The sequence below is a fragment of the Brevundimonas phoenicis genome (genome assembly GCF_047237745.1).
Lineage (GTDB): Bacteria > Pseudomonadota > Alphaproteobacteria > Caulobacterales > Caulobacteraceae > Brevundimonas.
Genome location: NZ_JBDFLN010000001.1, coordinates 617,118 through 640,492, shown reverse-complemented (window position 1 = coordinate 640,492; position 23,375 = coordinate 617,118). Strand labels below are relative to the sequence as shown.

General features: G+C 68.1%; 22 protein-coding genes. 9 read left to right on the top strand and 13 right to left on the bottom strand.

Translation table 11 applies throughout. The features are described 5' to 3' along the window. Window positions 1-68: 68 nt before the first annotated feature. Window positions 69-2,924, bottom strand: coding sequence for an SEL1-like repeat protein (locus tag ABC419_RS03110; protein WP_412876388.1), 2,856 nt, complete (start codon window positions 2,922-2,924; stop codon window positions 69-71). 244 nt (window positions 2,925-3,168) lie between these two features. Between ABC419_RS03110 and ABC419_RS03105 the strand changes: the two genes are divergently transcribed. Both ABC419_RS03105 and ABC419_RS03100 read left to right on the top strand, forming a co-directional pair. After that, window positions 3,169-3,387, top strand: coding sequence for a hypothetical protein (locus tag ABC419_RS03105; RefSeq protein WP_368923386.1), 219 nt, complete (start codon window positions 3,169-3,171; stop codon window positions 3,385-3,387). A gap of 64 nt (window positions 3,388-3,451) precedes the next feature. Next, complete coding sequence (locus ABC419_RS03100) at window positions 3,452-3,958, top strand: pyridoxamine 5'-phosphate oxidase family protein (protein ID WP_200166276.1); 507 nt, start codon at window positions 3,452-3,454, stop codon at window positions 3,956-3,958. 6 nt (window positions 3,959-3,964) lie between these two features. Here ABC419_RS03100 and argF read toward each other — a convergent pair whose 3' ends face one another. The 4 genes from argF to ABC419_RS03080 all read right to left on the bottom strand — a co-directional run bounded on the left by argF (window position 3,965) and on the right by ABC419_RS03080 (window position 8,188). Beyond that, complete coding sequence (argF, locus tag ABC419_RS03095; RefSeq protein WP_200166274.1) at window positions 3,965-4,882, bottom strand: ornithine carbamoyltransferase; 918 nt, start codon at window positions 4,880-4,882, stop codon at window positions 3,965-3,967. A 155-nt stretch (window positions 4,883-5,037) separates the two neighbouring features. Continuing rightward, complete coding sequence (locus ABC419_RS03090; RefSeq protein ID WP_200166473.1) at window positions 5,038-6,213, bottom strand: aspartate aminotransferase family protein; 1,176 nt, start codon at window positions 6,211-6,213, stop codon at window positions 5,038-5,040. 134 nt (window positions 6,214-6,347) lie between these two features. Next, complete coding sequence (locus tag ABC419_RS03085; protein WP_412876389.1) at window positions 6,348-7,262, bottom strand: M20/M25/M40 family metallo-hydrolase; 915 nt, start codon at window positions 7,260-7,262, stop codon at window positions 6,348-6,350. An 86-nt stretch (window positions 7,263-7,348) separates the two neighbouring features. Further along, on the bottom strand, window positions 7,349-8,188 hold the full coding sequence (locus ABC419_RS03080) for an ABC transporter permease (RefSeq protein ID WP_412876390.1): 840 nt from the start codon (window positions 8,186-8,188) through the stop codon (window positions 7,349-7,351). 235 nt (window positions 8,189-8,423) lie between these two features. Between ABC419_RS03080 and gcrA the strand changes: the two genes are divergently transcribed. Next, window positions 8,424-8,963, top strand: coding sequence for a cell cycle sigma 70 cofactor GcrA (gcrA, locus tag ABC419_RS03075; protein ID WP_200166268.1), 540 nt, complete (start codon window positions 8,424-8,426; stop codon window positions 8,961-8,963). Between the two features lie 370 nt (window positions 8,964-9,333). On the opposite strand, the gene apaG is transcribed toward gcrA, so the two are convergent. Next, window positions 9,334-9,741, bottom strand: a complete 408-nt coding sequence (gene apaG / locus ABC419_RS03070; protein WP_125900341.1) for a Co2+/Mg2+ efflux facilitator ApaG/CorD — start codon at window positions 9,739-9,741, stop codon at window positions 9,334-9,336. A gap of 93 nt (window positions 9,742-9,834) precedes the next feature. Between apaG and ABC419_RS03065 the strand changes: the two genes are divergently transcribed. Further along, complete coding sequence (locus ABC419_RS03065) at window positions 9,835-10,872, top strand: 2'-deoxycytidine 5'-triphosphate deaminase (RefSeq protein ID WP_412876391.1); 1,038 nt, start codon at window positions 9,835-9,837, stop codon at window positions 10,870-10,872. A gap of 192 nt (window positions 10,873-11,064) precedes the next feature. Here the strand turns inward: ABC419_RS03065 and ABC419_RS03060 are convergent, their stop codons facing one another. Beyond that, entirely contained in the window at window positions 11,065-12,333 is a 1,269-nt protein-coding gene (locus ABC419_RS03060; RefSeq protein WP_412877977.1) for an MFS transporter, read from the bottom strand. Window positions 12,334-12,470: 137 nt separating this feature from the next. Here ABC419_RS03060 and dapE point away from each other — a divergent pair, with 137 nt between their 5' ends. Beyond that, complete coding sequence (gene dapE, locus ABC419_RS03055; protein ID WP_412876392.1) at window positions 12,471-13,664, top strand: succinyl-diaminopimelate desuccinylase; 1,194 nt, start codon at window positions 12,471-12,473, stop codon at window positions 13,662-13,664. A gap of 31 nt (window positions 13,665-13,695) precedes the next feature. Here the strand turns inward: dapE and ABC419_RS03050 are convergent, their stop codons facing one another. The 5 genes from ABC419_RS03050 to prmC form a co-directional block, all read right to left on the bottom strand. Next, window positions 13,696-14,100 carry an SPFH domain-containing protein gene (locus ABC419_RS03050; protein ID WP_125900338.1) on the bottom strand — a complete coding sequence of 135 codons (405 nt, stop codon included), beginning with the start codon at window positions 14,098-14,100 and terminating at the stop codon, window positions 13,696-13,698. An 89-nt stretch (window positions 14,101-14,189) separates the two neighbouring features. Beyond that, a complete protein-coding gene (locus tag ABC419_RS03045; protein WP_368923374.1) occupies window positions 14,190-14,909 on the bottom strand; it encodes a DUF4893 domain-containing protein in 720 nt (239 codons plus the stop codon). 84 nt (window positions 14,910-14,993) lie between these two features. Then, window positions 14,994-16,346 (bottom strand): hybrid sensor histidine kinase/response regulator, encoded by a 1,353-nt coding sequence (locus ABC419_RS03040; RefSeq protein WP_412876393.1) that lies wholly within the window; start codon window positions 16,344-16,346, stop codon window positions 14,994-14,996. Between the two features lie 84 nt (window positions 16,347-16,430). Further along, window positions 16,431-17,318: a DUF4167 domain-containing protein gene (locus tag ABC419_RS03035; RefSeq protein WP_412876394.1), complete on the bottom strand. Its 888-nt coding sequence runs from the start codon at window positions 17,316-17,318 to the stop codon at window positions 16,431-16,433. Window positions 17,319-17,595: 277 nt separating this feature from the next. Next, window positions 17,596-18,504: a peptide chain release factor N(5)-glutamine methyltransferase gene (prmC, locus tag ABC419_RS03030; RefSeq protein ID WP_412876395.1), complete on the bottom strand. Its 909-nt coding sequence runs from the start codon at window positions 18,502-18,504 to the stop codon at window positions 17,596-17,598. A gap of 147 nt (window positions 18,505-18,651) precedes the next feature. Between prmC and ABC419_RS03025 the strand changes: the two genes are divergently transcribed. Continuing rightward, entirely contained in the window at window positions 18,652-19,854 is a 1,203-nt protein-coding gene (locus ABC419_RS03025; protein ID WP_412876396.1) for a YihY/virulence factor BrkB family protein, read from the top strand. A gap of 9 nt (window positions 19,855-19,863) precedes the next feature. On the opposite strand, the gene prfA is transcribed toward ABC419_RS03025, so the two are convergent. Beyond that, window positions 19,864-20,931: a peptide chain release factor 1 gene (gene prfA, locus ABC419_RS03020; protein WP_412876397.1), complete on the bottom strand. Its 1,068-nt coding sequence runs from the start codon at window positions 20,929-20,931 to the stop codon at window positions 19,864-19,866. A 187-nt stretch (window positions 20,932-21,118) separates the two neighbouring features. Here prfA and ABC419_RS03015 point away from each other — a divergent pair, with 187 nt between their 5' ends. The 3 genes from ABC419_RS03015 (at window position 21,119) to ABC419_RS03005 (ending at window position 23,373) form a co-directional block, all read left to right on the top strand. Beyond that, window positions 21,119-21,751 (top strand): response regulator, encoded by a 633-nt coding sequence (locus tag ABC419_RS03015; RefSeq protein ID WP_412876398.1) that lies wholly within the window; start codon window positions 21,119-21,121, stop codon window positions 21,749-21,751. A gap of 77 nt (window positions 21,752-21,828) precedes the next feature. Next, window positions 21,829-22,599: a sulfite exporter TauE/SafE family protein gene (locus ABC419_RS03010; protein ID WP_412876399.1), complete on the top strand. Its 771-nt coding sequence runs from the start codon at window positions 21,829-21,831 to the stop codon at window positions 22,597-22,599. Window positions 22,600-22,677: 78 nt separating this feature from the next. Continuing rightward, complete coding sequence (locus ABC419_RS03005) at window positions 22,678-23,373, top strand: hypothetical protein (protein WP_412876400.1); 696 nt, start codon at window positions 22,678-22,680, stop codon at window positions 23,371-23,373. Window positions 23,374-23,375 lie beyond the last annotated feature (2 nt).

Genomic DNA, 23,375 nt, shown 5'->3' with positions numbered 1-23,375 from the left:
AGGCTTCCGGTCTTAGCGGCCCCTGCGGCGAACCGCCACCCCCGCGCCGCGCCTGTTTGCGCTGAACGTCAGCCCAGCGGCGGCGCGGTGAAGGCGTCGGCGGCCTCGCGCGCCTTGCGACGCTCCACAGCCGACAGGGCGGGCGTCAGGCGCTGCACCGAGGCCAAGGCCTGCTGGTCGCCGCGACGAGCCGCGATCATGTACCATTTGAAGGCTTCGGACCGATTGGCCGCAACGCCCTCGTCGCCCTGCTCCAGCATCTTGGCGACGTTGTACTGGCTATCGACGCGACCGGCGGCGGCCGCCTTCTTCAGCCAGGCCAGGGCCTCGGGTCCGCTCTTGGCCCCGCCGACGCCGTCGTACAACTGCATGGCGTAATGATGCATGGCCTTGGCCTCGCCGCCCTCGGCCGCGCGGCGCGCCCAGGCGCGCGCCTCGACCGGATCGGCGGTCAGGCCCGCCTGACCGTCCTGATACAGCATGGCCAGGCGCAACTGCGCCGGCGCATAGCCCAGGTTGGCCGCACGGATCAGGGGCTCGACGCCCGCTTCGTCGCCGTTGTCCAGCATCAGGCCGGCGCGGGCGAACAGGGCCGCACCCTCGGTCGCCGCCGCCTCGGGGGAAGGCACGGCGTCGGTCGGGGTCGCGTCCAGGGCCAGAGCCGCAATCGGAGCAGCAGCCTCCGCGGCCGCCCCCGTCTCGCCAGCCACGACGCCCGGCGAGGTCACGCCAGGAAAGCGCAGGCCTGCGCCCTCGGCCACCTGCAGGCTGGCGTAGCCGCCGCCGACGACCAGAGCTGCTACGGCCGAAGCGCCCAGCGCCTTGCGCACGGTCGAGCCCTGACGGCCCGCCTGCTTGTCCAACCGCTCCTGCAACTTGGACTTACCGCCGCGCTTCTTCAGGCCGAAGCCCGAACGGGCGCCGTCGTCAGCGCTTTCGGGCGTCATGGCGGCGCGAGCCGCGTCCAGAACGTCGCGTGTCGAGGCGCGCTCGTCATCAAACGTCGCGCGCGGCGCAGGATCTACAAATTCCAGTTCGGCGGCGAAGCCGTCCTCGTCGTCGCCCAGCGTCAGCGGACGATCGTCCGTCGTCGCAGAGACGGCGTCAGGGCGCTCAAAAACGTCCGCGGCCGGATCCTCGAAAGCCGCCAGAATATCGCTGATGTCGGCGCCGCCAAAGGCCTCGGGCGCGCTGATTGAGGGCGCAGGCGCGACAGCCTCAGCTTCAACACGACCGAACGGCGCAGCGCCCTGGCCAGGCTCCAGGAAATCAGCCTCGAAGGGGTCAGCAAAGCCCCCCTCGTCCGGATGTCGGTCCGTATCGCCCGGGAAGGGCGCGGCCTCGACCGCCCCCGCTAGAGGATCCTGCGACCAAGGCTCTACAGGATCGGCGAAGGCCGCAGCGCGCCAGTCGCCGCTCGCGCTCTCGGCCGGGGTCCAGGGCGCGGGCTCGGGACTTTCCAGCGGCGTCTCGCGACGCTCGGCGCGGCCGGCGCGTTGTTCGATGCTGTCGCGCGCGTCAGCCAGCAGACGAGCCGTGCGCTCCTCGCTCTGCCGCATGCGTTCGGCCAGATCGCCCGAGGCGCGGTCATGTCGCTGGACCAGCTTGTCCGAGCTTTCCGCCAAGCGGCGGCCGATGTCGTCAAGGGCCTGAGCCGAGCGACGCTCGGACTGGGCGATGCGTTCGCTGAGACGGTCCGAGATACGCGTGATCTCGCCGCCCAGCCGCTCCAGCGCCAAGGCGTGCTGATCGTCAGAACGAGTGATGCGTTGATCAACGGCCTCGGCGTGACGCGCCATATCGCGTTGCAGCTTCTGCTCCAGCGCCCGCCCCATGGCCTCGACCTTGGCGTCGACGCCAGACTCCGATACGCCTGCGCCGCCCGTTTCGATCTTCTCGACCTTCTCGACGCGACCGTTCAGGTTCTGGGCGATCCGCAGGATTTCACGCCCCATGCCCTCGACGGCGGCGACCGAGCGCTGCTCGGCGGCGCGCGCCTGTTCGCCGATGGCGGCCAGGGCGCGCTCGATGCGGTCGACCCGGCCTTCGGTCTCGGCCGCGTCGAGGCGACGGATCATCTCGGTGCGGCTGGACTCGACCTGGCGCGTCAGGCTCTCGGCCAGTTTCTCGAAGCGCGAGGCTTCGCGCGCGTGATCCGGTTCGATGCGGCGCTCGGCGTCGCGCATCCGCAGGTCCAAGGCGGCGAACGACCGCTCCAACCCCTTCAGCGCGTCAGAGGTGCGCGACTGGGCGTCGTCCAGACGCACGCCGACCTGTGACAGCAGGGAGGTTCCGGCGCCCGGCCCGGCCGTCTTCTCGATCGCCTCGATGCGGTCGCGCAGCTCGCTGACGCCCGCGCGCTGGCGCTCGTCCATGTCGTAAAGGCGCGTGGAGACGGCGGTCAGCGCCGCGTCCAGCTTGTCCAGCCCTTCGCGCGCCTCGGCCCCGGCGTCCTGCTCCAGACGGCGCAGGCGGCGATGGCCCTCGCGCAGTTCTTCGGCGATGTCATCGATGCGGCGGGCCTTGGCGGTCTCGGCCTCATCCTGTTTCTCGAGGCGGCGCACCAGACCGGCAACCGCCTGGTCGATGCCCTGAATGGCCAAGGTCGAGCGGCGCTCCGCCGCCTCCAGACGCTCGGCGATCACTTCCAGCGAGGCGCCCATGCGACCGATGCCCGGCTGCTGATACGCGTCCTCGCCATAGACGTCGTCCAGGCGGCGCGAACGGCTGCGGCGGTCATAAGGATCAGGAATGGGCGAGCGGCGCGGCAGGGTGGCGACGCCGTCGTCCTCGTCCGGCTCGTCCATGATCATGGAGTTCAGCCACTCGCCCAGGGTCATGCCCGAACGTCGCGCCAGATCCTTGGCGATCTCGCGCGCCTTGGGATCGATGCCCTTCACGCTCCACGGCGCCGCTGCGGTCACTGATTCGCCTCCCGACCCATGGCGCGAACGGTATCCTTCCAGATAAAGCGTGTAAACGTGTCGTTAACCGCTAGATGTGGCGCCTCGTCGCGAGTCGCCGACGGCAGCCGACAGGCCGCTGATGCGCCCGACATGGTTAATGCCGCGTTTAGATTAACCGCGCATCAAGAAATACGGCCACGCTGGAGATTAGGCGGCCGACGGCGCTTGCATCGCGGCCTTGGGCGCCCCAACTGCCGCCGTCATGGACGCCACGCTCACCCTGATCCTGCTGGTCGCCTCGATCGCCATCGCCGTCTTCGCCGGATGGCGCGGGTCGCGCCCGACGGACATCATGCGCGGCCCGCGCATGATGCCGTGGCGTTTCATCATGCTGCTGGCGGCCGCCTTGGTCTTCTTCCTGCTGATCCACCTGATGGCGGAGCTGAGCGGGCGGCCTCTGCCGTCCGCGGCGCCGTTCTAGGCGGGAACGCTCCGGCGCCGGGTCGGTTGTCCTGTCTCCCCGAACGACGAGACAGGAGACGATCTTGACCGACAAGCACCTGACGCCCGCCGAGGCCGAAGCGGCCTTCTGGAAAAGCCTGAAGTCCAGCAACACCGGGATGCTGGGACTAGATCGCCCCGGCTATCACAGCCAGCCGATGACCGCCTTTCGCGAGGCCGAGACCGGAACCATCTGGTTCTTCACCCGCGACGACACCGACCTGGCGCGCGACGCGACGACGCCGGGTCAGACGGCCATGTTCAGCTATGGCTCCAAGGACCAGAAGGTCTGGGCTTGCATCCACGGCTCCCTTTCCGTGCATGGCCACGACCGGGCCGTCATCGAACGCTACTGGAACCCGGTGCTGTCGGCCTGGTATCCGGACGGCAAGGACGATCCGCGCCTGACCCTGTTGCGCTTCGACGCCGACGACGGCCGGGTCTGGGTCAGCGATGGCGGGCTGATGAAGTTCGCCTTCGAGATCGCCCGCGCCAACCTGACCGGCAAGGAGCCGGACGCCGGCGACGTGGTCGACGTCAACCTGCGTTAGGGCTACTTAAAAAGCCTCGAAGCACCAGGCTAGGACCGCCTTCTGGGCGTGCAGGCGGTTCTCGGCCTCGTCCCAGATCAGCGACTGCGGGCCGTCGATGACGGCGTCCGTCACCTCTTCGCCGCGGTGGGCGGGCAGGCAGTGCAGGAAGACGGCGTCGTCGGCCGCCTCGGCCATCAGGGCCTCGTCGACGCTGTAGGGCTCGAAGGCCGCCAGGCGGGCCTCATAGTCCTGATCGCCCATCGACACCCAGGTGTCGGTGACGACGACGTCGGCGCCCTTGACCGCCTCGCGCGGGTCGCTGGTCAGGTGGACGTGAGCGCCGCCCTTTTCCAGATCACGCAGGTCGGGGTGATATTCCGCCGGACAGGCGACGTGCAGGTGGAAGCCGAACTTTGGCGCAGCGTGCATGAAGCTGTGGCAGACGTTGTTGCCGTCGCCGATCCAGGCGATCGTCTTGCCCTCGATCGGGCCGCGATGCTCCTCGATCGTCATCAGGTCAGCCAGGATCTGGCACGGGTGACTGCGGTCGGTCAGGCCGTTGACGACCGGCACGGTCGAGACGCGGGCGAAGCGCTCGACGTCTTCATGATCGTTGGCGCGGATCATCACGGCGTCGACCATGCGCGACAGGACGCGAGCCGTGTCCTCGACCGGCTCGCCCCGGCCCAGTTGCATGTCCGAGGCGGTGGCGATGATGGAGTCGCCGCCCAGCTGGCGGATGGCCGCGTCGAAGCTGAAGCGGGTGCGCGTCGAGTTCTTCTCGAAGATCATGGCCAGGACGCGGTCCTTGCCCGGCGCATCGGCGTCGGCGCGGCCCTGGGGCCAGCCTTTTCGGGCGCGTTTTCGGGCGTGGGCGTCGTCCAGAATGGCGCGCAGGTCAGCTGCGTCCAGGCGGTGGATGTCGAGGAAGTGACGAACCATGACCAAGCCTTCTCCCTCCCCTTCGTGGGGAGGGTGGTCCCGCAGGGACCGGGTGGGGGCGGCCCTGCGAAAGTCTGGAGGTAGAAGAAAGCGTCCCCACCCGGCCTCGCCTCACGGCTCGGCCCCCTCCCCACGAAGGGGAGGGAGAAACAGCGTCAGCTCGCGATCTTGGTGCGAGCGAACTCGCAGGCCTTCTCGAACTTCTCGATGGCCTCGCGGGCCTCGTCGAGAGTGATGTTCAGCGGCGGCAGGACGCGGACCAGGTTGTCGCCGCCGCCGGCGACCAGCAGCTTGGCCTCGTCACGGGCCCAGCCCATGAACTCGCGGTTGTTCGGAACCAGCTTGACGCCCAGCAGCAGACCCTTGCCGCGCACCTCGACGATCACGTCGGGGAAGCGTTCGGCCAGGCCGTGCAGTTGCTGGGTCAGGTAGCCGGCGACCTCATTGACGTTGTCCAGGATGGCGTCCGACGACACTTCGTCAAAGGCGGCCTGACCGACGGCCATGGCCAGCGGGTTGCCGCCGAAGGTCGAGCCGTGCACGCCGACCGTCATGCCCTTGGCCGCCTCGGCGGTGGCCAGGCAGGCGCCGATGGGGAAGCCGCCGCCCAGGGCCTTGGCGACAGCCATGATGTCCGGCGTCATGTCGGCCCATTCGTGGGCCCATAGCTTGCCGGTCCGGCCCATGCCGCACTGGACTTCGTCGAAGATGATCAGGACGCCGTACTTGTCGGCCATCTCGCGCATCCAGCGCAGATCGGCGTCCGGCGTGGCGCGACAGCCGCCCTCGCCCTGAACCGGCTCCAGAATGATGGCGGCCGTGTTCGGGTTCTCGAAGGCGGCGGTCAGGGCGGCCTTGTCGCCCCACTTCAGCTGATGGAAGCCTTCCATCTTGGGCCCGAAGCCCTCGGTGTAGCTGGGGTTGGCGGCGGCGTTGATGGCGCCGTAGGTGCGGCCGTGGAACGAGCCGTCGAAGCCGTAGATGTCGATGCGCTCAGGCTGGCCGTTGGCGACGTGGAATTTGCGCGCCGTCTTCAGGGCGCACTCGATCGCCTCGGTGCCCGAGTTGGTGAAGAAGACAACGTCGGCGAACGACTTCTCGCACAGGGAGTCGGCCAGGGCGTCCTGCCCCGGAATCTTGAAGATGTTGGAGACGTGCCACAGCTTCTCGGCCTGGTCCTTGACCGCCTGCACCAACTTGGGATGAGCGTGGCCCAGGGCGTTGGTCGAGATGCCCGAGACGCAGTCCAGATACTCGGTCCCGTCAGTGGACCAGAGGCGGACGCCCTGGCCGCGCTCCACTTCCAGCGGCGCGCGATTGTAGACACCCATCAGATGACCGGACACTTGGCAGACTCCATAAAGCGAGACGGTCCCGGCGCGTCTGCGACGGGACCGCTTTGGAAAAGGGCGCCGAACTTGTCGGGCGCTATTTCCGCTTAGTCAACACCGCGCAGGGCGCGAATTCAGCGCAGTTGCGCATCCAGCTTCTGGATCAGGGCCGCATAGGTCCGACCGGCCAGGTCGATGGTGTGGCCTTCGACCGCCGCGATGACGTCGTCCTTGGAGTGAATGACGCGGAAAACCTGGGGGACGAAGCCCTCGGCCAGGCCGTTGGTCTCGCCGCCGTTGAAGGCCAGCCACATCTGGTGGGCGCCGACCTCGTCCTGAAAACCGAGCGAGACCACCGGCGCGCCCGCCGCCGAGAAGGCCCGGTCGTCGGACGGCGGATATTCGGGGAAGCCGACGCACTGCTGGGCGCGCTCGGCGCACAGCTCCTGCACCGCGCGGGTGACGAAGGCCGACTGCGCCCCGTTGTTCTGGCCGTACATCATGGTGTCGCCATAGGCGGCGACGTCCGAGTTCACCACGGCCGCGACATTGGCGATCCCATGCGCCTCGATCCACTTCTTGGCGCCGATCAGGCCCAGCTCCTCCTGGTCGAAGAAGATGATGCGGATGCGGTGCGACAGCGGCGCCTCGCGCAGGATCTTGGCCGCCTCGATCAGGGCGACCACCGAACCGGCGTTGTCGACCAGGCCGTCGGCCATCGTTCCGTCGCGCAGCTTCACCGCGTCATAGTGGGCGGTCAGCAGGATCTCCTTCTCGCCCCCGCCGAGGGTGACGACGACGTTGGAGCCCTGCATCGGACCGGCGCGGCCGCCGCCCTCGAAAGTCTCGACCGTGGGGGCGAAGCCCTCGGCGCGAAGCTGGCCCAGCAGCACCTCCAGACGCGCGGCGTTGGACGGCTTGGCGTAGGCGCCGACCTGTTCGCGCAGATCGGCGGCGCGGTCCTGGGCGAGCGACGGCGCGGCCGTCAGGCAGACGGCGGCCAGGCAGGCGCCGCTGACAGCGGCCTTCAGGCGAAGATGAAACGACATGGCGAGGCCCCTTTCGCGAGGCCCCTCGCCCCGCGCTCGACGCCTTGCTTAAAGCGAAATCGGTTCAGATGCGACCGCATCCGAACTCAGCTCTTCAGCCGCCAGCCCGAACGGAACACCAGCCAGCAGGCCGCGCCCATGACCACGGTCAAGACGGCGCTCATGACCACGCCGACCATCAGACTGCCCTCGGCATGACCGATGAAGCCCGCCCGGAACCCGTCGATCAGGTAGAAGAAGGGATTGAACCTGCTGATGCTGGCGAAGGGCTCAGGCAGGCTGTCGATCAGGTAGAAGGTGCCCGACAGGAAGGTCATCGGCATGACCACGAAATTCTGCACCGCCGACAGGTGGTCGAACTTCTCAGACCACAGCCCCGCCAGCACCCCGACCATGCCCATCAGCAGGGAGGCGATCAGGCCGAACCAGACGATCAGGGCGACGTTGGCCAGGCCCAGCTTGGCGAAGGGCATGACGCAGATCGCCGTCACCAGGCCCACCGCCACCCCGCGCGTCGCCGCGCCCAGGGTAAAGCCGACCGTCAGCTCCAGCGGGCTGAGCGGCGGAGTCAGGAAATCGGTCGCCGTGCCCATGATCTTGGCCTGGATCAGGCTAGACGAAGCGTTGGCGAAGGCGTTCTGCAGGATCGCCATCATGATCAGGCCCGGCGCCACGAACTCGGCGAAGGGCGTGCCGTGCAGCGGCGGCCGCGCCCCCTTCAGCGCCACCACGAAGACCATCATGTAGAGCAGGGTCGTCACCACCGGCGCCGCCACCGTCTGGGCGCCCACCTTCCAGAAGCGGCGGACCTCCTTCAGGTAGAGGGTGCGCAGCCCCACCCAGTTGATCCCGTCATAGCGACGGGGTTGCGGCAGGCCGTGAGGCGCGGCGGAAGAGGCGTCGGAACCGGCGGTCAGGTGCGTCATGCCGCCTCAGATGCGACAGCCAGGCCGGTTTCGCAAGGCGTCCGCCCTGTGGATGACATCCAGGAAGTTGAGTCAAATCGGGACATTAACCATACTAGATGTAGTTTCTGTGGACAGGTGAATTCCCACATATTGCGTGTTTTAAGGGGTGATTTACGATTAGAGGCGTGATGAGGGGCCGAAATTCGGACTCCGGCACAAGATATTGAATCCGACTTCTCCGCAGGAGGGCGACATGAACCCAGGCTGGACCGAAGACCGCGTCGGCGCGCTCAAGAAGCTGTGGCTGGAAGGCCAGTCAGCGAGCCAGATCGCCAAGGCCCTTGGCGGCGGCGTGACCCGCAACGCCGTGATCGGCAAGGTGCACCGCCTGGGCCTGTCAGGCCGGGCCGCTCCGTCGCAACCCGCGCGCACCACCTTCCGCCCGGCCCGTCCGCGCGCCGCCGCCCCGGCCGCGCCGGTGCAGGCGCCGTCGGCCCCGCGCCGCATCGAGGCCGTGGCCCCGCGCCCGGTGGCCATCGCCGCCGCGTCCCAGGCTCCGACGCCCGCGCCGGAACTGGCCGGCACCGCGACGGTGCTGACGCTGGGCGCGCACATGTGCAAATGGCCGATCGGCGACCCCTCGACCAGCGAGTTCAGCTTCTGCGGCCGCCGCGCTTCGGAAGGCGTCTACTGCGTCGAACACGCCCGCGTCGCCTACCAGCCCCAGGTCCGCAAGAGCGCCGGCAAGGACGCCTCGTCCGACCTGGCCCGCAGCCTGCGCCGGTACATTTAAGGCTGCTATCGCTCGCGACGCGGTCGCTCGCTGCTTGAGCAGACGTGACCGCTATCGTTCGCCGCGCGGCGGCTCCCTGCTTAAGCAGAAGAGCCGCCGCGTCGTCGACTTTCGGCCCCACAGCCGACACGAACGCCCCCTAGAGGGGCCGCCGTCCGCCCCGTCGGTTTTCGACGGGCTCCGGGGCGGGACTGCGGTTCATCCGGGTTGACGCAGTCCCATCCAGGCCCTCGCCCTCGGCGAGGGTTTTTTTGTTGGGCCCTGACGCGCTTCGCGCTGCTTGAGGGCTGCCTTGTTCGCCCTACCGCGCTTCGCGCTGCTTGAGGGCCGAATGGCTTCAGCCCCTTCGCGCACAGCTCGAGACCTGCCCTTAGTTCAGCACCCGGCGGGCGTCCGGCACGTCCAGGCTGAAGGCCGGGATGGCGGCTTCGAACATGCGGCCTTCGGCGTCCTGCATGAAATAGGCGCCGACCATCGAGCCGGACGGCGTCGTCAGCGGGCAGCCCGAGGCGTAGGCGTAGCTGTCGCCCGCCTCGATCACCGGCTGTTCGCCGACCACGCCGGGACCGCGCACCTCTTCGACCCGGCCCATGGCGTCGGTGATGGTCCAGCGCCGGGCCACCAGTTGCACCGGGCCGCCGCTCAGATTGACGATCTCGACCTGATAGGCCCAGACCCAGCGCCCCTCGGCCGGGTCCGACTGGCCCGCCAGATAGGAGGGGCGGACGCGAACGACGACGCCTTCGGTCTCGGCGGAGTAGGCAGGAGCGGAGTGCATGCGCTATATGCAGCCCGCCGTACGCGGGGTTCAAGCGTCTGTCGTCGCCGACAAGCTACACAGACGAGAAAATCCGTGTGAGAACAGGACGGCATGACCAGCTTTCAGATTCCCGCCCGCTCCGGCATCCTTCCCTTCCAGGGCATTGAGACCCTGATCGCGGCGGGCGCCATCGCCTCCGACACCCCGTTCGACGCCGATCAGGTCCAGCCGGCCAGCCTGGATCTGCGCCTGTCGGATCAGGCTTGGCGCGTGCGCGCCTCCTTCCTGCCTGGCCAGCGCAAGGTCGAGGAACGCATCGCCGACGTCGCCATGCACGCCATCGACCTGCCCGACAGCGGCTATGTGATGGAGAAGGGCTGCGTCTACATCGCCCGCCTGCAGGAGCGTCTGCACCTGCCCAAGGGCCTGAACGCCCGCGCCAATCCGAAGAGCTCGACCGGCCGCGTCGACGTCTTCGTGCGCCTGCTGACCGATCAGGGCGGCAGCTTCGACGACGTGGAAGAGGGTTACGACGGCCCGCTGTATCTCGAGATCGCGCCTCAGACCTTCTCCATCCTGGTCAAGCCGGGCACGCGTCTGAACCAGTTGCGCCTCAAGGCGGGCGAGCCGCCCAAGCTGGAGACCCGCAGCGTCGGCGTCGACCTGCGTGCGGGCGAGCACGGCGTCGTCGGCTATCGCGGCCGCCGCCACGCGGGCGTCATTAACATGGACCACATCGACGGCCATGATCCGCGCGACTTCTGGGAGCCGCTGACCCTGCGTCGCGGCGAACTGCTGCTGGACCCGGGCGAGTTCTACATCCTGGCCTCGTCGGACGACGTGGAGATCCCCGTCGATCAGGCCGCCGAAATGACGCCGATCGACCCCTCGGTCGGCGAGTTCCGCGTCCACTACGCCGGCTTCTTCGACCCCGGCTTCGGCACGGACGAGGCGCACGGCGCGGGCTCCAAGGGCGTGCTGGAGGTCCGCACCCACGACACCCCCTTCCTGCTGGAGCACGGCCAGATCGTCGCCCGACTGGTCTATGAGCCGCTGACGGAACGCCCGTCGCGTCTCTACGGCGAGGGCGGCAGCCACTACCAGAGCCAAGGGCTCAAGCTGTCGAAGCACTTCCGTCCCTGGGGCTAGGTTTCCTTGTCCCCTTGAGGGAGAAGGTGGCATGCGAAGCATGACGGATGAGGGGTGAGATCGCCGTCGCTAGTCATGTGTTGCATAGAGAGTAGGCGCCGCGATCAGCCGACCGCGGCGCTTACACCCCTCATCCGAGCGCCTCCGGCGCCCACCTTCTCCCTCAAGGGGAGAAGGATCATCTTGAGCGCATCAGGTCAGCTTGTTCGCCTTCCTCAGGCTGGGGAAGGTCTTGGCCCAGATGCCCGTGGCGGCCAGGGCGCCGAAGCCGCCGAACACCGCCGCGCCGATCGGCCCCAGAAGGCGCACCATGACGCCGGAATAGGCCTCGCCCAGCTCGTTCGAGGCGCCGATGAACAGCATGGACACCGACGACACCCGCCCGCGCATGTGATCCGGCGTAGCCAACTGGATCAGGGTCTGGCGGATGTTGACGCTGATCATGTCCGCCGCCCCGCCCAGGAACAGCACCGCGCCCGACAGCCAGACGCTCTTGGACAGGCCGAAGATCAGGGTGCAGACGCCGAACACCGCCACCGCGCCGAACATCCAGCGCCCGCCGTGGCGCACGATGGGGAAGCGGCTCAGGTAAAGCGCCATCAGCAAGGCCCCCACCCCGAACGAGGCCCGCAGCAGGCCGAAGCCGATCGCCCCGACGTGCAGGATGTCGCGTGCGAAGATCGGCGTCAGCAGGGCCACCCCGGCCAGCAACACCACGACCAGATCCAGCGAGATGGCGCCCAGGACGATCTTGGTCTTCCAAACATAGGCCAGGCCTTCGCGGACCTGCTGCACCGGGCCCAGCTTGGATGGATCGACCTGCGGCTTGCCCCTGGTGCGGATCAGCAGGAAGCAGGCGATTGCCGCCAGAAACAGGGCCATGGCCGAGGCGTAGGCCAGCGGCACGTTCAGGCCGACGATGACCCCGCCCAGCGCTGGCCCCGCAATGGCGCCGGTCTGGAAGGCGATGGACTGGGCGGCGATGGCCGGCGGCAGGGCCTTGCGCCCCACCACCATCGGCAGGAAGGCCTGGCTGGCCGGCGCCAGGAAGGCGCGCGCCGCGCCGAACACGGCGGCCACCGCCAACAGGCCCCACAGCGGCGGCGACCCGTGCAGCGCCATCATCAGGAAGGCCCCCGCGCACATCCCCTCGACGATGATCGACAGGGTGACGGTATGCTTGCGGTCGCGCCGATCCGCCATAGCTCCGGCCGGCAGGGTGAAGGCCAGCAGCGGCAGGAACTGGCACAACCCCACCAGGCCCAGATAGAGGCTGGCCTGTTCGATCGGATGATCGCGCCGGGCGATTTCATAGACCTGCCACAACAGGGCCGAGGACTGGATCTGAATGCCCAGGACCGCCACCATCCGCCCCAGCCACAGCAGGCGGAAATCGCGAATGCCCCACGGGCTGGACGGACCGTCGCCAGGCGGCGAACCGGGCGGCGGTCCGGGCGGCAGCGGCGGCTGGGGCGGAACGGTCGGGGCGGAATCGATGCTTTCGGTCGTCACGGTCGTGGTGCGTCTTCAAACAAGGGGCGCTGTCGCGGCCGTCGGGCCTTCTCGCGGATGCGGGATATGCCTAAAGCAATAGCCTCATGAACGCCGCATCACATTCCGTCATCGATCCTGTCGAACTGACCCGCGACCTGATCCGCATCCCGTCCGTCACCCCCGCCGACGAAGGGGCCATGGACGTGCTGGAGCGCGCCCTGACCGGCCTGGGCTTCGCCTGCCGCCGCATGGTGTTCGAGGGGCCGAGCGGCGTGGGCCACGACGCGCGCATCGAGAACCTCTACGCCCGGCGCGGGACGGCCTCGCCCAACCTCTGTTTCGCGGGCCATACCGACGTGGTGCCGATCGGCGACCTGAAGGCCTGGAGCGCCGGACCGTTCGAGGGCGAAACCCGCGACGGCGTCCTCTACGGACGCGGAGCCGTGGACATGAAGGGCGGCATCGCCGCCTGGGTCGCCGCCGTCTCGCGCGTCCTAGCCCAAGGCGAGATCGAAGGCTCCCTGTCCTTCCTGATCACCGGCGACGAGGAAGGCCCGGCCCTGCACGGCACCAAGCGGGTGGTCCAGACCCTGGCCGCCGAGGGCGAGCTCATCGACGCCTGCGTGGTCGGCGAGCCGTCCTCCGCCCACCACTTGGGCGACATGATCAAGGTCGGGCGGCGCGGCTCGCTAAACACCTGGATCACCGTCTTCGGCAAGCAGGGCCATGTCGCCTATCCCGACCGCGCCGCCAATCCGGCCCCGGTCATCGCCCGGCTCCTGGCCCGCCTCGACGCTCACGTCCTCGACGAGGGCTACCCCGAGTTCCCGCCGTCGAACCTGGAGATCACCACCATCGACGTGGGCAATCCGGCGAGCAACATCATCCCGGCCGAGGCCAAGGCGCGGCTGAACATCCGCTTCAACCCGACCCACACCGGCGACGGCCTGATCGACTGGCTGAACCGCGAGGCGGGCGCGCTTCAGGCCGAGACGGGTCTGCGGATCGAACTGGAGCACATGTGCTCGGGCGAGGCCTTCCTGACCGAACCGGGCGCCTTCGTCAGCGCCGTGCAGGACGCGGTGGAGGCCGTGCTGGGCCGCCGTCCCGAAGCCTCGACCACCGGCGGCACCTCCGACGCCCGCTTCATCCGCGCCCTGTGTCCGGTGCTGGAGCTGGGTCTGGTCGGCCAGACCATGCACCAGGTCGACGAGCGCGTGCCCGAGGCCGAACTGCGCGCCCTGACCGACGCTTATGAGCGTGTCATCGCCACGGTGCTGGAGCGGTTGGCCGGCTGAAAAGCAAGCGCCTCGCCATCGGAACCGTTCCTCACCGCGCCGCAGGCCGCTGACCGGCCTCAAGGATCGGCATGCCCGCCTCGGTCGGGATGTAGATGGTCTGGCGGCCTTCCTTGCCTGCGGTTTCCTGCAGCATGTTGATGTAGGACCAACGCAGATAGGCTTCGGGACCACCGAGAGCTTCCGCCATGATGCGGTTGGCCTCATTGGCGCCCTTGGCGCGCTCAATCTCGGCGGCGGCGGTCAGCTTGGCCGAATCCAGGGCGGCCTGGGCTTCCAGCACGCGGATACGACGGTTCTGCACCGCCTCCTCATAGGCCGCCTTGCCCGCCATCTGCTTGGAATAGACGTTGTAGGTCGGAAAGCCGATCAGCACGACCGCCAGGACAACAGCGATAGCGATGATGGATCCGAGCGTGAGGCCGACGCCGCGCATGGGCTTGTCCTGATGTTGAAAGAGAGGGAGCCGCAAGGTGGCGGCTCCGGTCGTCTCCGGTCAAGCCGCGTCGATCAAGTTCCCATCGCTCAACGACGGCGAGCTGACGCCGGGGCCGGGACCAACTCCAGTATGTCGAGATTGGATTCATTGGCGGGCCAGGGCGTGACCAGGCGCCAACGGTTTTCACCGATGCGCTCCAGCACCGAGACCATGTCACGCTCCGGACGCTGACCATAGGCGCGCGCGCCCGGTTCGGAGGCCAGAGCCATGGAGCCGAGGAAGACCATCTCGCGATCGCTCTCCGGGAAGAGCAGGCCCGCCTGGCGCTGGGAGCCGCTGAGCTTGGTCAGCTTGAGGCCTTGGGCGGTGTTCTCGATCCGACAAGCGAACCAGCCATAGACGACATACCCCAGCCCCGCCTCGCCGCCCTGCGAGCCCAGCTTGACGGTGCGGCAGCGATAATTTCCACCCGGCGGGATCACCGAGGGACGAGCCGCCTCCGGGTCGATCAATTCGCCCAGCGCCGCCAGGTCGCCCGAGCCAGGCTGTCGTTTGGCCTGCTCCAGAGCCAGAGACCAAGCGGCGGCGCGGCGCTGATAACGGTCACGATCGGCCGCCGTGATGACCCCGCGCCAATCGTCCAGCACCGCGCCCACAGGAGCTTCGGGCGCGACGGGGATCGGCGGCGGCGGCGGCGGCGGCGGGGGCGTCGTGGCGCAGGCGGCGACCAAGGCTGAAAGCGCAAACGCCGACAGGCCGCTTCGCAATAGAGTCGGCCGGAAAGAACGGATCGGCGCGCGCTGCATATCGGTTTCCCTCGCGACAGGGATCGAAAGCCCCATTTCTCTAGGAAGCCGCCATGGCCCGCCGCGTCAACCCTGCGCACCGACTTATGACGTCGTACGCGTCACCCTCGCGTCGCAAAACTCCGTTGCGGACTGATTCAGCAACCTGGCCAGGGTCGCGGTCAGGTCTGCCAAGGAAACCGGCCGTCGAAGCAGCTCCGCGACGCCGTCGGCGCACAAAGCCTGCGCGTCCGAAGTCAGGGCAAGGACCGGCGTCGGGCGTCGCGTCGGATCCGTGCGCAGGGCCTTCAGAAAGGCCGCGCCCCCGTCCTCCGCCAGATCCAGATCAAGGATGAGAGCGTCCGGTCGCAGGTCGCGCGCCAGCGCCGCGCCCTCGTCCACGGACGCCGCGACATGGAGCTGAAGCCCGCCGAAGTCCTGCGTCAGGCGGCGCATCAAAGCCACCGCCGCCGCGTCGCGGGCGATGTACAGAAGCACGCCCGACGGCATGCGCGGCAGATCCGCCAACAGCCCCTCGGAACGGCCGGCGGCATCGGATGGCGCGGCGAGTGCGGCGGCCAGGCTGACGGTGAAAGCCGCGCCCTGCCCTTCAACGCTCTCGGCTTCGACACGCCCCTGCATAGCCTCGGCCAACCCTCTGGCGGCGGCCAGGCCCGCACCTGAAACCCGCCCCGCTGCGATCGCCGGAAGGGTGAAAGGCTCGAACAGGGTTTCAAGCTGCGTCGACGATAGACCGGGGCCGCTATCGCGCACCGTCACCTGTATTTCGGCTCCGACGCGGCGCCCCTCGATCGTCACCGTTCCCCCTGGACGGTTGTGGCGCACGGCGTTGGCGATCAGGGCGGAGAGGATACGCGTCAGCCGTTCAGGGTCCGCTAGGGCGGTGAGACCCGGTTTCGGCTCGGGCAGGGTCAGTAGCACTCCGGCCGCCGTCGCCTCTATCTCGAAAGCCAGGCAGACCTTGTGCGCCAGCAGCAGGGGATCGACGGCTTGAAGCACGGCTGGTACGGGTCGCTCGGCGCCTGCCAGTGTGTTCATGCCCTCGACCAGGATCAGCAGCCGGGCGGCGGCTTCGCGGATCCGCTCGACCGCCTGCCGCTGACGGTGACTGAGCGGCTCCCCCGCCGCGTTCAGGCGCAGAAGGTCGGAAAAGCCGAGAACCCCCTCCAGCGGGGAGCGCATCTGACGGCTGACGGCGGCCATCAGATCAGCATGGCGCCGACGTCCCTGCAAAGCGCTATCCTGCGCCCGCATTCGAATCGCGTCCGCATCGACAAGGGCCGCTTCAAGTTGGACGATCCGACGTCGCGCGCCGTCCATCTGACGATCATGCAGACGTTGCGCCGCGCGAATGCGGCCATGGGCCCCGAACGACAGCCTGAGCCCGGCGACGCCCGTCGCGAGGCCGAGAGCCAGAATCAGCACAACGAATTCCATCGGCCATCCTCCCGTCGAAGGAAGGATGGCCGATCAAAGGTTGTATTTTTCTGTAGGCGCTCGCTCTAGTAGAATAGAGCGCGCTCAGCCTTCGTCGTCGGTGACGACCGGTTCGGCCTTGCGACGCGTACGGCGCTTGGGTGCGGGCGGGGCGTCTTGTTCAACCGAGGGGCCGTCTTCGGCGGTGATGGGACGTGTCAGGAAGCCCGGCAAGGCGGCGGCGTCGTCGGTCGACTGTACGGCCTCATCCTCAGCTCCCTCGCGCGGACGGCGCGGCGCACGAGGAGCGCGCGGCGCACGCTCAACCGTCGTCTCATCGCTCGATGCGACGACCTCGGTCGGACGATCTTCGCCCTGCGCGGCGTTTTCGTCATCGGCGGCGACGCCAGGCTCGCCCTCGGTGTTTTCGAAGCGGCGATTGCGTTCGTCGCGACGACGCTCCCAGCGTTCGCGGCGACTTTCGCGACGGCCGCCTTCTCGGCCCTCGCTGTCGGCGCCGCCATGGTCGGAGCCGTCACGATCCCGGTCGCGATCACGATCGCGGTCACGATTGGCCTCGCGCTCGGCGCGTTCGGCCTGACGGCGAGCTTCATCCTCGACGCGGCGTTCTTCAGCCTGCTGGGCGGCGATGATGGCTGCCGCCTGTGCGCCGGACTCGTCCTCGAAGTCGATATCGAAACCTTGGCCCGCTTGCTCGCGTTGAGCAATTTCGCTCACTGAACGCTGCGGCTGAAGCGCGCGCAGGACGCGGAAATAGTGTTCGGCGTGCTGGGTGTAGTTCTCGGCCAGAACGCGGTCGCCGGCGGCCGCGGCGTCACGCGCCAGTTGCATGTAGCGTTCATAGACGGTCTGGGCGTTGCCGCGGACCTTGATATTCTCTGGACCTTGCGAGTCCCACGAGCGGTTCGGATTGGTCGCGTTGGCGTTATTGCCGCCGCCGGGCTTACGGTTGCGTCCGCGTTGACGCTTCATGCCCTTGAAATCTCTCATCGGAGCTTACCGTGCTGGTGCGGGCCGCCGTCGTGGAGACGGTCGGGGCCCTGTTCGTCGTTCCGTTCGTTCGGGGCCAATCCCCGGTGCGAGCTGTTCGGAAAACCGTGCGCTCCCCGTGGTCCGCCGCGTCCGTCCTAGGGGCGCGACCGTCACTGAACTCCGATGCGCTTAAGCGAGCGAACCTGCTCGAAAAGAATGCGTCTGAGTGGGGAACACCACGGACTTAGCGCGCACAGAGACGCTTTGCCAAGGGTTTTTATTGCATCGGCGCTTCAGCTTCAGGGATAGGCTCCACGCGCGGATCCGGGCCGTTGGTGACCACGCGGTCGCGGTCGCCCAGATCCTTGACCACCTTCACGTCGGTGAAGCCCGCCGTCTCGAACAAGGCCTTGACCGCCTCGCCCTGATCCCAGCCGATTTCGACTGCGAAGACGCCGTTCGGGCGCAGGATGCGCGCAATCTCGGGCGCCAGGTCGCGATAGGGCTGCAACCCGTCCGGGCCGCCGTCCAGCGCCAGATGCGGGTCATGATCGCGCACCTCTGGATCCAGGCCGGCGATATCGCCGCTCGGGATGTAGGGCGGATTGGACACCACCAGGTCGAAGCTGTCGTCAGCGAAGCCCGTCGCCCAGTCCGTGCGCAGGAAGGTGCAGCGGCTGTTCAAATCCAGGTTGGCGGCGTTCTCGCGCGCCACGGCGATGGCCTCGGACGAGATATCGGTGCCGACGCCGCGCGCGCCGAATCGCTCGGCCAGCGTCGCCAGCAGGATGGCGCCTGAGCCGGTGCCCAGATCGATCATGTCGAACGCCTTGTGTGGCGGAAAGGCGCGGACGATGACATCCAGCAGAGTCTCGGTGTCCGGCCGCGGGCTGAGCACGTCGGGCGTGACGTTCAGCATGATCTTCCAGAACCCTTTGCGGCCCAGGATACGCGACACGGGCTCGCGCCGCAGACGTCGCTCGACCAGGGTTTCCAGCGCCTGCGCCTGTTCCGGCGTGACCAGTCGATAGGGATCGTTCAGAATATCCACGCGCCCCGCTCCGGTCGCCGTCTCCAGCAGAATGCGGGCGTCGATGGAGGGGCTGTCGATACCAGCGGCCTTCAGGCGCGCCTGGGCGCCTTTCCAGGCGGTCAGCAGAGTCGGTTGGGTGTTCTGATCAGACATGCCCGGTGATTGGGGTCTGTGACGCATGATTTCAAGACGGAACGGCCAGGCAGCGTGGCCGTTGAAGGGCGAATGGGGATGAAACCACGGTCGAATCATCGCGCACCGCGCGTCGGAAAACATCGGGCTGCGCGGGGATCACACGGCGTGACGGGCGGACTGCTGCGCTATCTGGCCGCCGCGGCGGGCGGACTGGCGACGGGGGCGACGGCGGCGCATCTGCTCTATACTCAAGGCCATCGCTTCGGCCTGGAGCTGCGGCCCGAGCGGCCCGAGCCCCTGCCCCCGCGCGATCCGACGCCCGAAGACTATGATGACAAGGAGCCGGGTCGCGGCCGTCTGGCCCAGCGGCCGCGACAGATTCCGCACAAGGGCTGGGTCGATATTCTGTGGCGCACCGTCATGGGCTATTTCGGCGACCGCGTCGGCTTCGTCGCAGGAGGCGTGACCTTCTTCATGCTGCTGGCCCTGTTTCCGACGCTGGGCGCCTTCGTCACCATCTACGGTCTGTTCGCCGATCCGGCCGACGCCTGGGGGCAGTTGAGCTTCCTTTATGAGGTGCTGCCGGCGAACGTAGCGCAGTTTCTGGGGACGGAGATGACGCGGTTGGCGGGCAATTCGACCGGCCAACTGACCTTCACCCTGGCCTGGACCCTGCTGTTGACGCTGTGGGCGGCCAACGGCGGCGTAAAGACCCTCTTCTACGGCCTGAACCTCGCCTATCATGAGGTCGAGCGGCGCAACATCGTCGTTTACAACCTGATGTGCATGGGCTTCACCGTCTCAGCGATGGCGGCGGTGCTGCTGAGCTCGACACTGGTGGTCGGGGTGCCGGTAGTGCTGGCGGTGTTCGGCCTTGAGGACGAATGGGCCTATCTGGCTCCGCTGCGCTGGCCGCTGCTGTTTTTCGGCTATGCAGGGGCGCTGGCCCTGATCTATCGACTGGGGCCCAGCCGGGCGCGGGCGCGCTGGCGCTGGCTGACGCCGGGGGCGCTGTTCGCAGCGACGATGAGCCTACTGGTCTCCTTCCTGTTCAGCTGGTTCCTGACCACCTTCGTGCGTACAGATTCCTATGGCCCGCTGGCGGCCGCCATGGGTTTTCTGCTGTGGACCTGGATCTCGGTGCAGGTGATCCTGATGGGCGCTCGGCTGAACGCCGAGATCGAGCACCAGACGGCCATCGACACCACCATCGGCGCGCCCCGGCCCATCGGCGAGCGCGGGGCGGTGATGGCCGATTCCGTGGGCGCACGGCGAGGCAATCCGGCCGCCCTGGCCTATACGCTGAAGTACGCCGAAAGCCTGGGCGATCGAGTGCTGCGACGTCGCACCAGGAAGAAGCGGCCCTGAAGCGACGCCCTAGGCGAACTCGGCCTCCAGGTCGGCCAGGCGCGCGGCCTGGTCCTCGGCGATCAGGGCGTTCAGCAGAAGATCGATCTCGCCTTCCAGAATCTGCGGCAGACTGTGCAGGGTCAGGCCGATGCGGTGATCGGTCACGCGCCCCTGCGGGAAGTTGTAGGTGCGAATGCGCTCGGACCGGTCGCCCGAACCGACCTGCGACTTACGCGCATCCGAGCGAGCCGCGTCCTTGGCCTGCCGCTGCATGTCGTAGAGGCGCACGCGCAGATTCTTCATCGCCTTGTCGCGGTTCACGTGCTGCGACTTCTCGGACGAGGTGACGACGATCCCGGTCGGCAGGTGGGTGATGCGCACCGCCGAGTCGGTCTTGTTGACGTGCTGGCCGCCCGCGCCGGATGAACGATAAGTGTCGATGCGGATGTCCTGGTCTCGGATCTCGATCTCGACGTCCTCGACCTCGGGCAGGACGGCGACTGTGGCCGCCGAGGTGTGAATGCGTCCGCCCGCCTCGGTCGTCGGTACGCGCTGGACCCGGTGCACGCCGCTCTCGAACTTCAGGCGGCCGAACACGCCGTCGCCCGTCACCGTGGCGATGATCTCCTTGTAGCCGCCGGCGTCGCCTTCGGTGGCGCTGTCGATCTCGACCCGCCAGCCGCGCGTGGAGGCGTAGCGCGAATACATGCGGAACAGATCGCCCGCGAACAGGGCCGCCTCGTCGCCGCCGGTGCCCGCGCGCACTTCCAGCACGGCCGAGGCGTTTTCATCGGCGTCGCGCGGGGCCAGCAACAGGGCGACCTCGCGCTCCAGGCCCGGCAGGCGCTCGGTCAGGGCGTCCAGTTCGTCGGCGGCCAGGGCGGCCATTTCCGGGTCGGCCGCCATGACTTTCAGGTCGTCCGCCTCGGCGCGGGCGCGGGCCAGGGCCTGCACCGCGTCGGCCACCGGCTTCAGCTCGGCGTGCTCCTTGGACAGGCGCACGATCTCGGCGCCGTCCGAGGCCGCGCCCATGCGCGCCTCCACCTGATGGAAGCGGTCGAGCACCTGATCGAGCCGGGCCTGAGGCAGTCGCAACGGCGTGTCCTTGCTGAGAAAATCGAGCGCGGAGCCTTACCCGCGACGCGGCGCCGTGTCGATAAAAACGCCTCTACACGCGCTCATGGAGCAATCGTGAACAGCCGTCACAAGCCCGTCAGGCCGGTTTCTTCGCACCTGCAAAACCCCTAGCTCCACGAGGCTGAAACTAAATTGGAGACAGGGCATGACCCATGAAAAGCCCCTGGATGGGGCCTCGACGGGCCCTGCGCCAGGCGCCGACGTCGCGCGCCTGTGCGTGCTCTACGACGGCCTGCTGACTGCGGGCGGCGCGCCCGTGAGCCCGGACGCCGAGAAGGAATTGAAGGCCCTGGCCAAGATTTTCGACCTGGACGCCGAACGCCCCGCCGCTGAACTGTGGCCCTATGTCCGCGCCGTTCTGGTGCGCCAAACCCCCGCCCTCGACCGCATGCCCGTCGAACCTGCGGCGACGACCGAGGCCGATCCCCTGACCGTCCTGCTGGTCGAGGACGACGCCGAAGCGGCAATCGACCTGACCGAGGCCCTGGACGCCGCCGGCCATCGGGTCATCGGCCCCTTCCACAGCGCCGAAGCAGCCGAGGCGGCCACCGCTCTTCATCCCATTGACGTGGCCCTGCTGGACATCAACCTGTCGGGCGCGGCGACAGGCGTCGATCTGGCGCGTCGTCTGAAGGCGCGCTGGGGCGTGCCCGTCGTCTTCCTTTCCGGCGACGTGACAGCCGCGGCCCAGAACGCCGAACTGGCGGCGGCCATGGTCATCAAGCCCTATCGCGGCCGCGACGTGCTGAACGCCCTCGCGCGCCTAGATCAGGCCTGACCCGGTCACGACAACCATTGCCAGCAGGGCCGCGACCTGCGCCTGATGGCCTTCAACAACAGCCGACCGAGGCGTGAATGGATACCTTCTTCCTGTTCCTGCTGGTCGGTGTCCTGGCGCAGGCTGTCGACGGGGCTCTGGGCATGGCCTACGGCGTCATATCCTCTTCCGTACTCCTAGCGCTGGGCGTGCCCCCGGCTACGGCATCGGCCAGCGTCCACGCTGCGGAGATCTTCACCACCGCCGCGTCCGCAGGCAGCCACGCCTGGCACAAGAACGTGGAGTGGCGGCTGTTGCTGCCCCTGGCTGTCGCCGGCGTGATCGGCGGGGTGCTGGGGGCCTATGTGCTGACAGGACTGGAGGCGGCGGTGATCAAACCCTTCATCGTCGGCTATCTGGCCCTGGTCGGGGCGTGGATTCTGTGGCGGGCCGGGCATGACATCCCGACGCGCCACCTGCCCGCCTGGGTCACCGGCCCGCTGGGCCTGATCGGAGGCTTTCTGGACGCGGTCGGCGGCGGCGGTTGGGGACCGACGGTCTCATCAACCATGGTCGGCGCCGGACAGGAGCCGCGCAAGGCCATCGGTACGGTGAATACGGCCGAGTTCTTCCTGACCGTCGCCATATCAGCCACCTTTGTCTGGGCGCTGATCACCGGCCACTGGGAAGAGGCGGGCGCCTTGCAGAACCACGCCGCCGCAGTGGGCGGACTGGTGGTCGGCGGGTTGATTGCCGCCCCCTTCGCCGGGCTGATCGTCAAGATGGCGCCGCGCAAGGCTCTGGCCTATGCAGTGGGAGGCCTGCTGATCGTGCTGGCGGCCTTCCAAGGCTACCAACTCCTCACCTAACACTGATCATTGACAGAGACGCGGATCGCTGGCCGACTGTCGCATGCAACAGGTCGGGGCGACGGGATGCGTACATGGATGATCGACCTCACGGCCTGCGTCATGGCTGGAGGATTGCTGTCCGGCTGCGCCTCGACGCAGATAGTCGCGCCGCAGATCGAGACCGTCGACCGTCCCGCCTTGAACACGGTCACGGAAGTCGATGTCGGCGAGGCGGCCGTCGAGGCAGGACGGCGGCGCAGCCTGCCGGGCCTGGCCCTGGCCAATGAGCTGACCTGGGGCGACGGCTTACTGAGGAAGCGCTTCACCATCTCGCCCGGCCAATTGACGGCGCGACAGAGCGACGAACGCCACACCTACTACGTCTCCGACCGGATGACGGCCCGCGATCCCCTGCTGGGGACCGCGCCCCATACCTCGGGCGGGCTATGCCGGGCCAATGACGGGTCAGGTCCGGTGCGCGGCTTCATCACGCCAGGCCTGTGCGTCCTGACCTGGAACACGACGCCCCAGGTGCGCGACATCCGCATCCAGGAGGCCGACGACGGATCGCGACGGCGCGAACTGATCTATCATGGCCGCGCCGACGGCAAGGTCCGCTTCCTCTATCGCGAGACGACGCACGATGGACCGGCTCAGACCCAGACGGTCGAATACGACCTGGATGAAGATGCGGTCATCGGCTTTCGCGGCGCGCGGCTGGAGGTGATGGATGCGGACAACACCCGCCTGCGTTATCGTCTTCTGTCCCCGTTCGAGGCGACGGCCGACTGAGC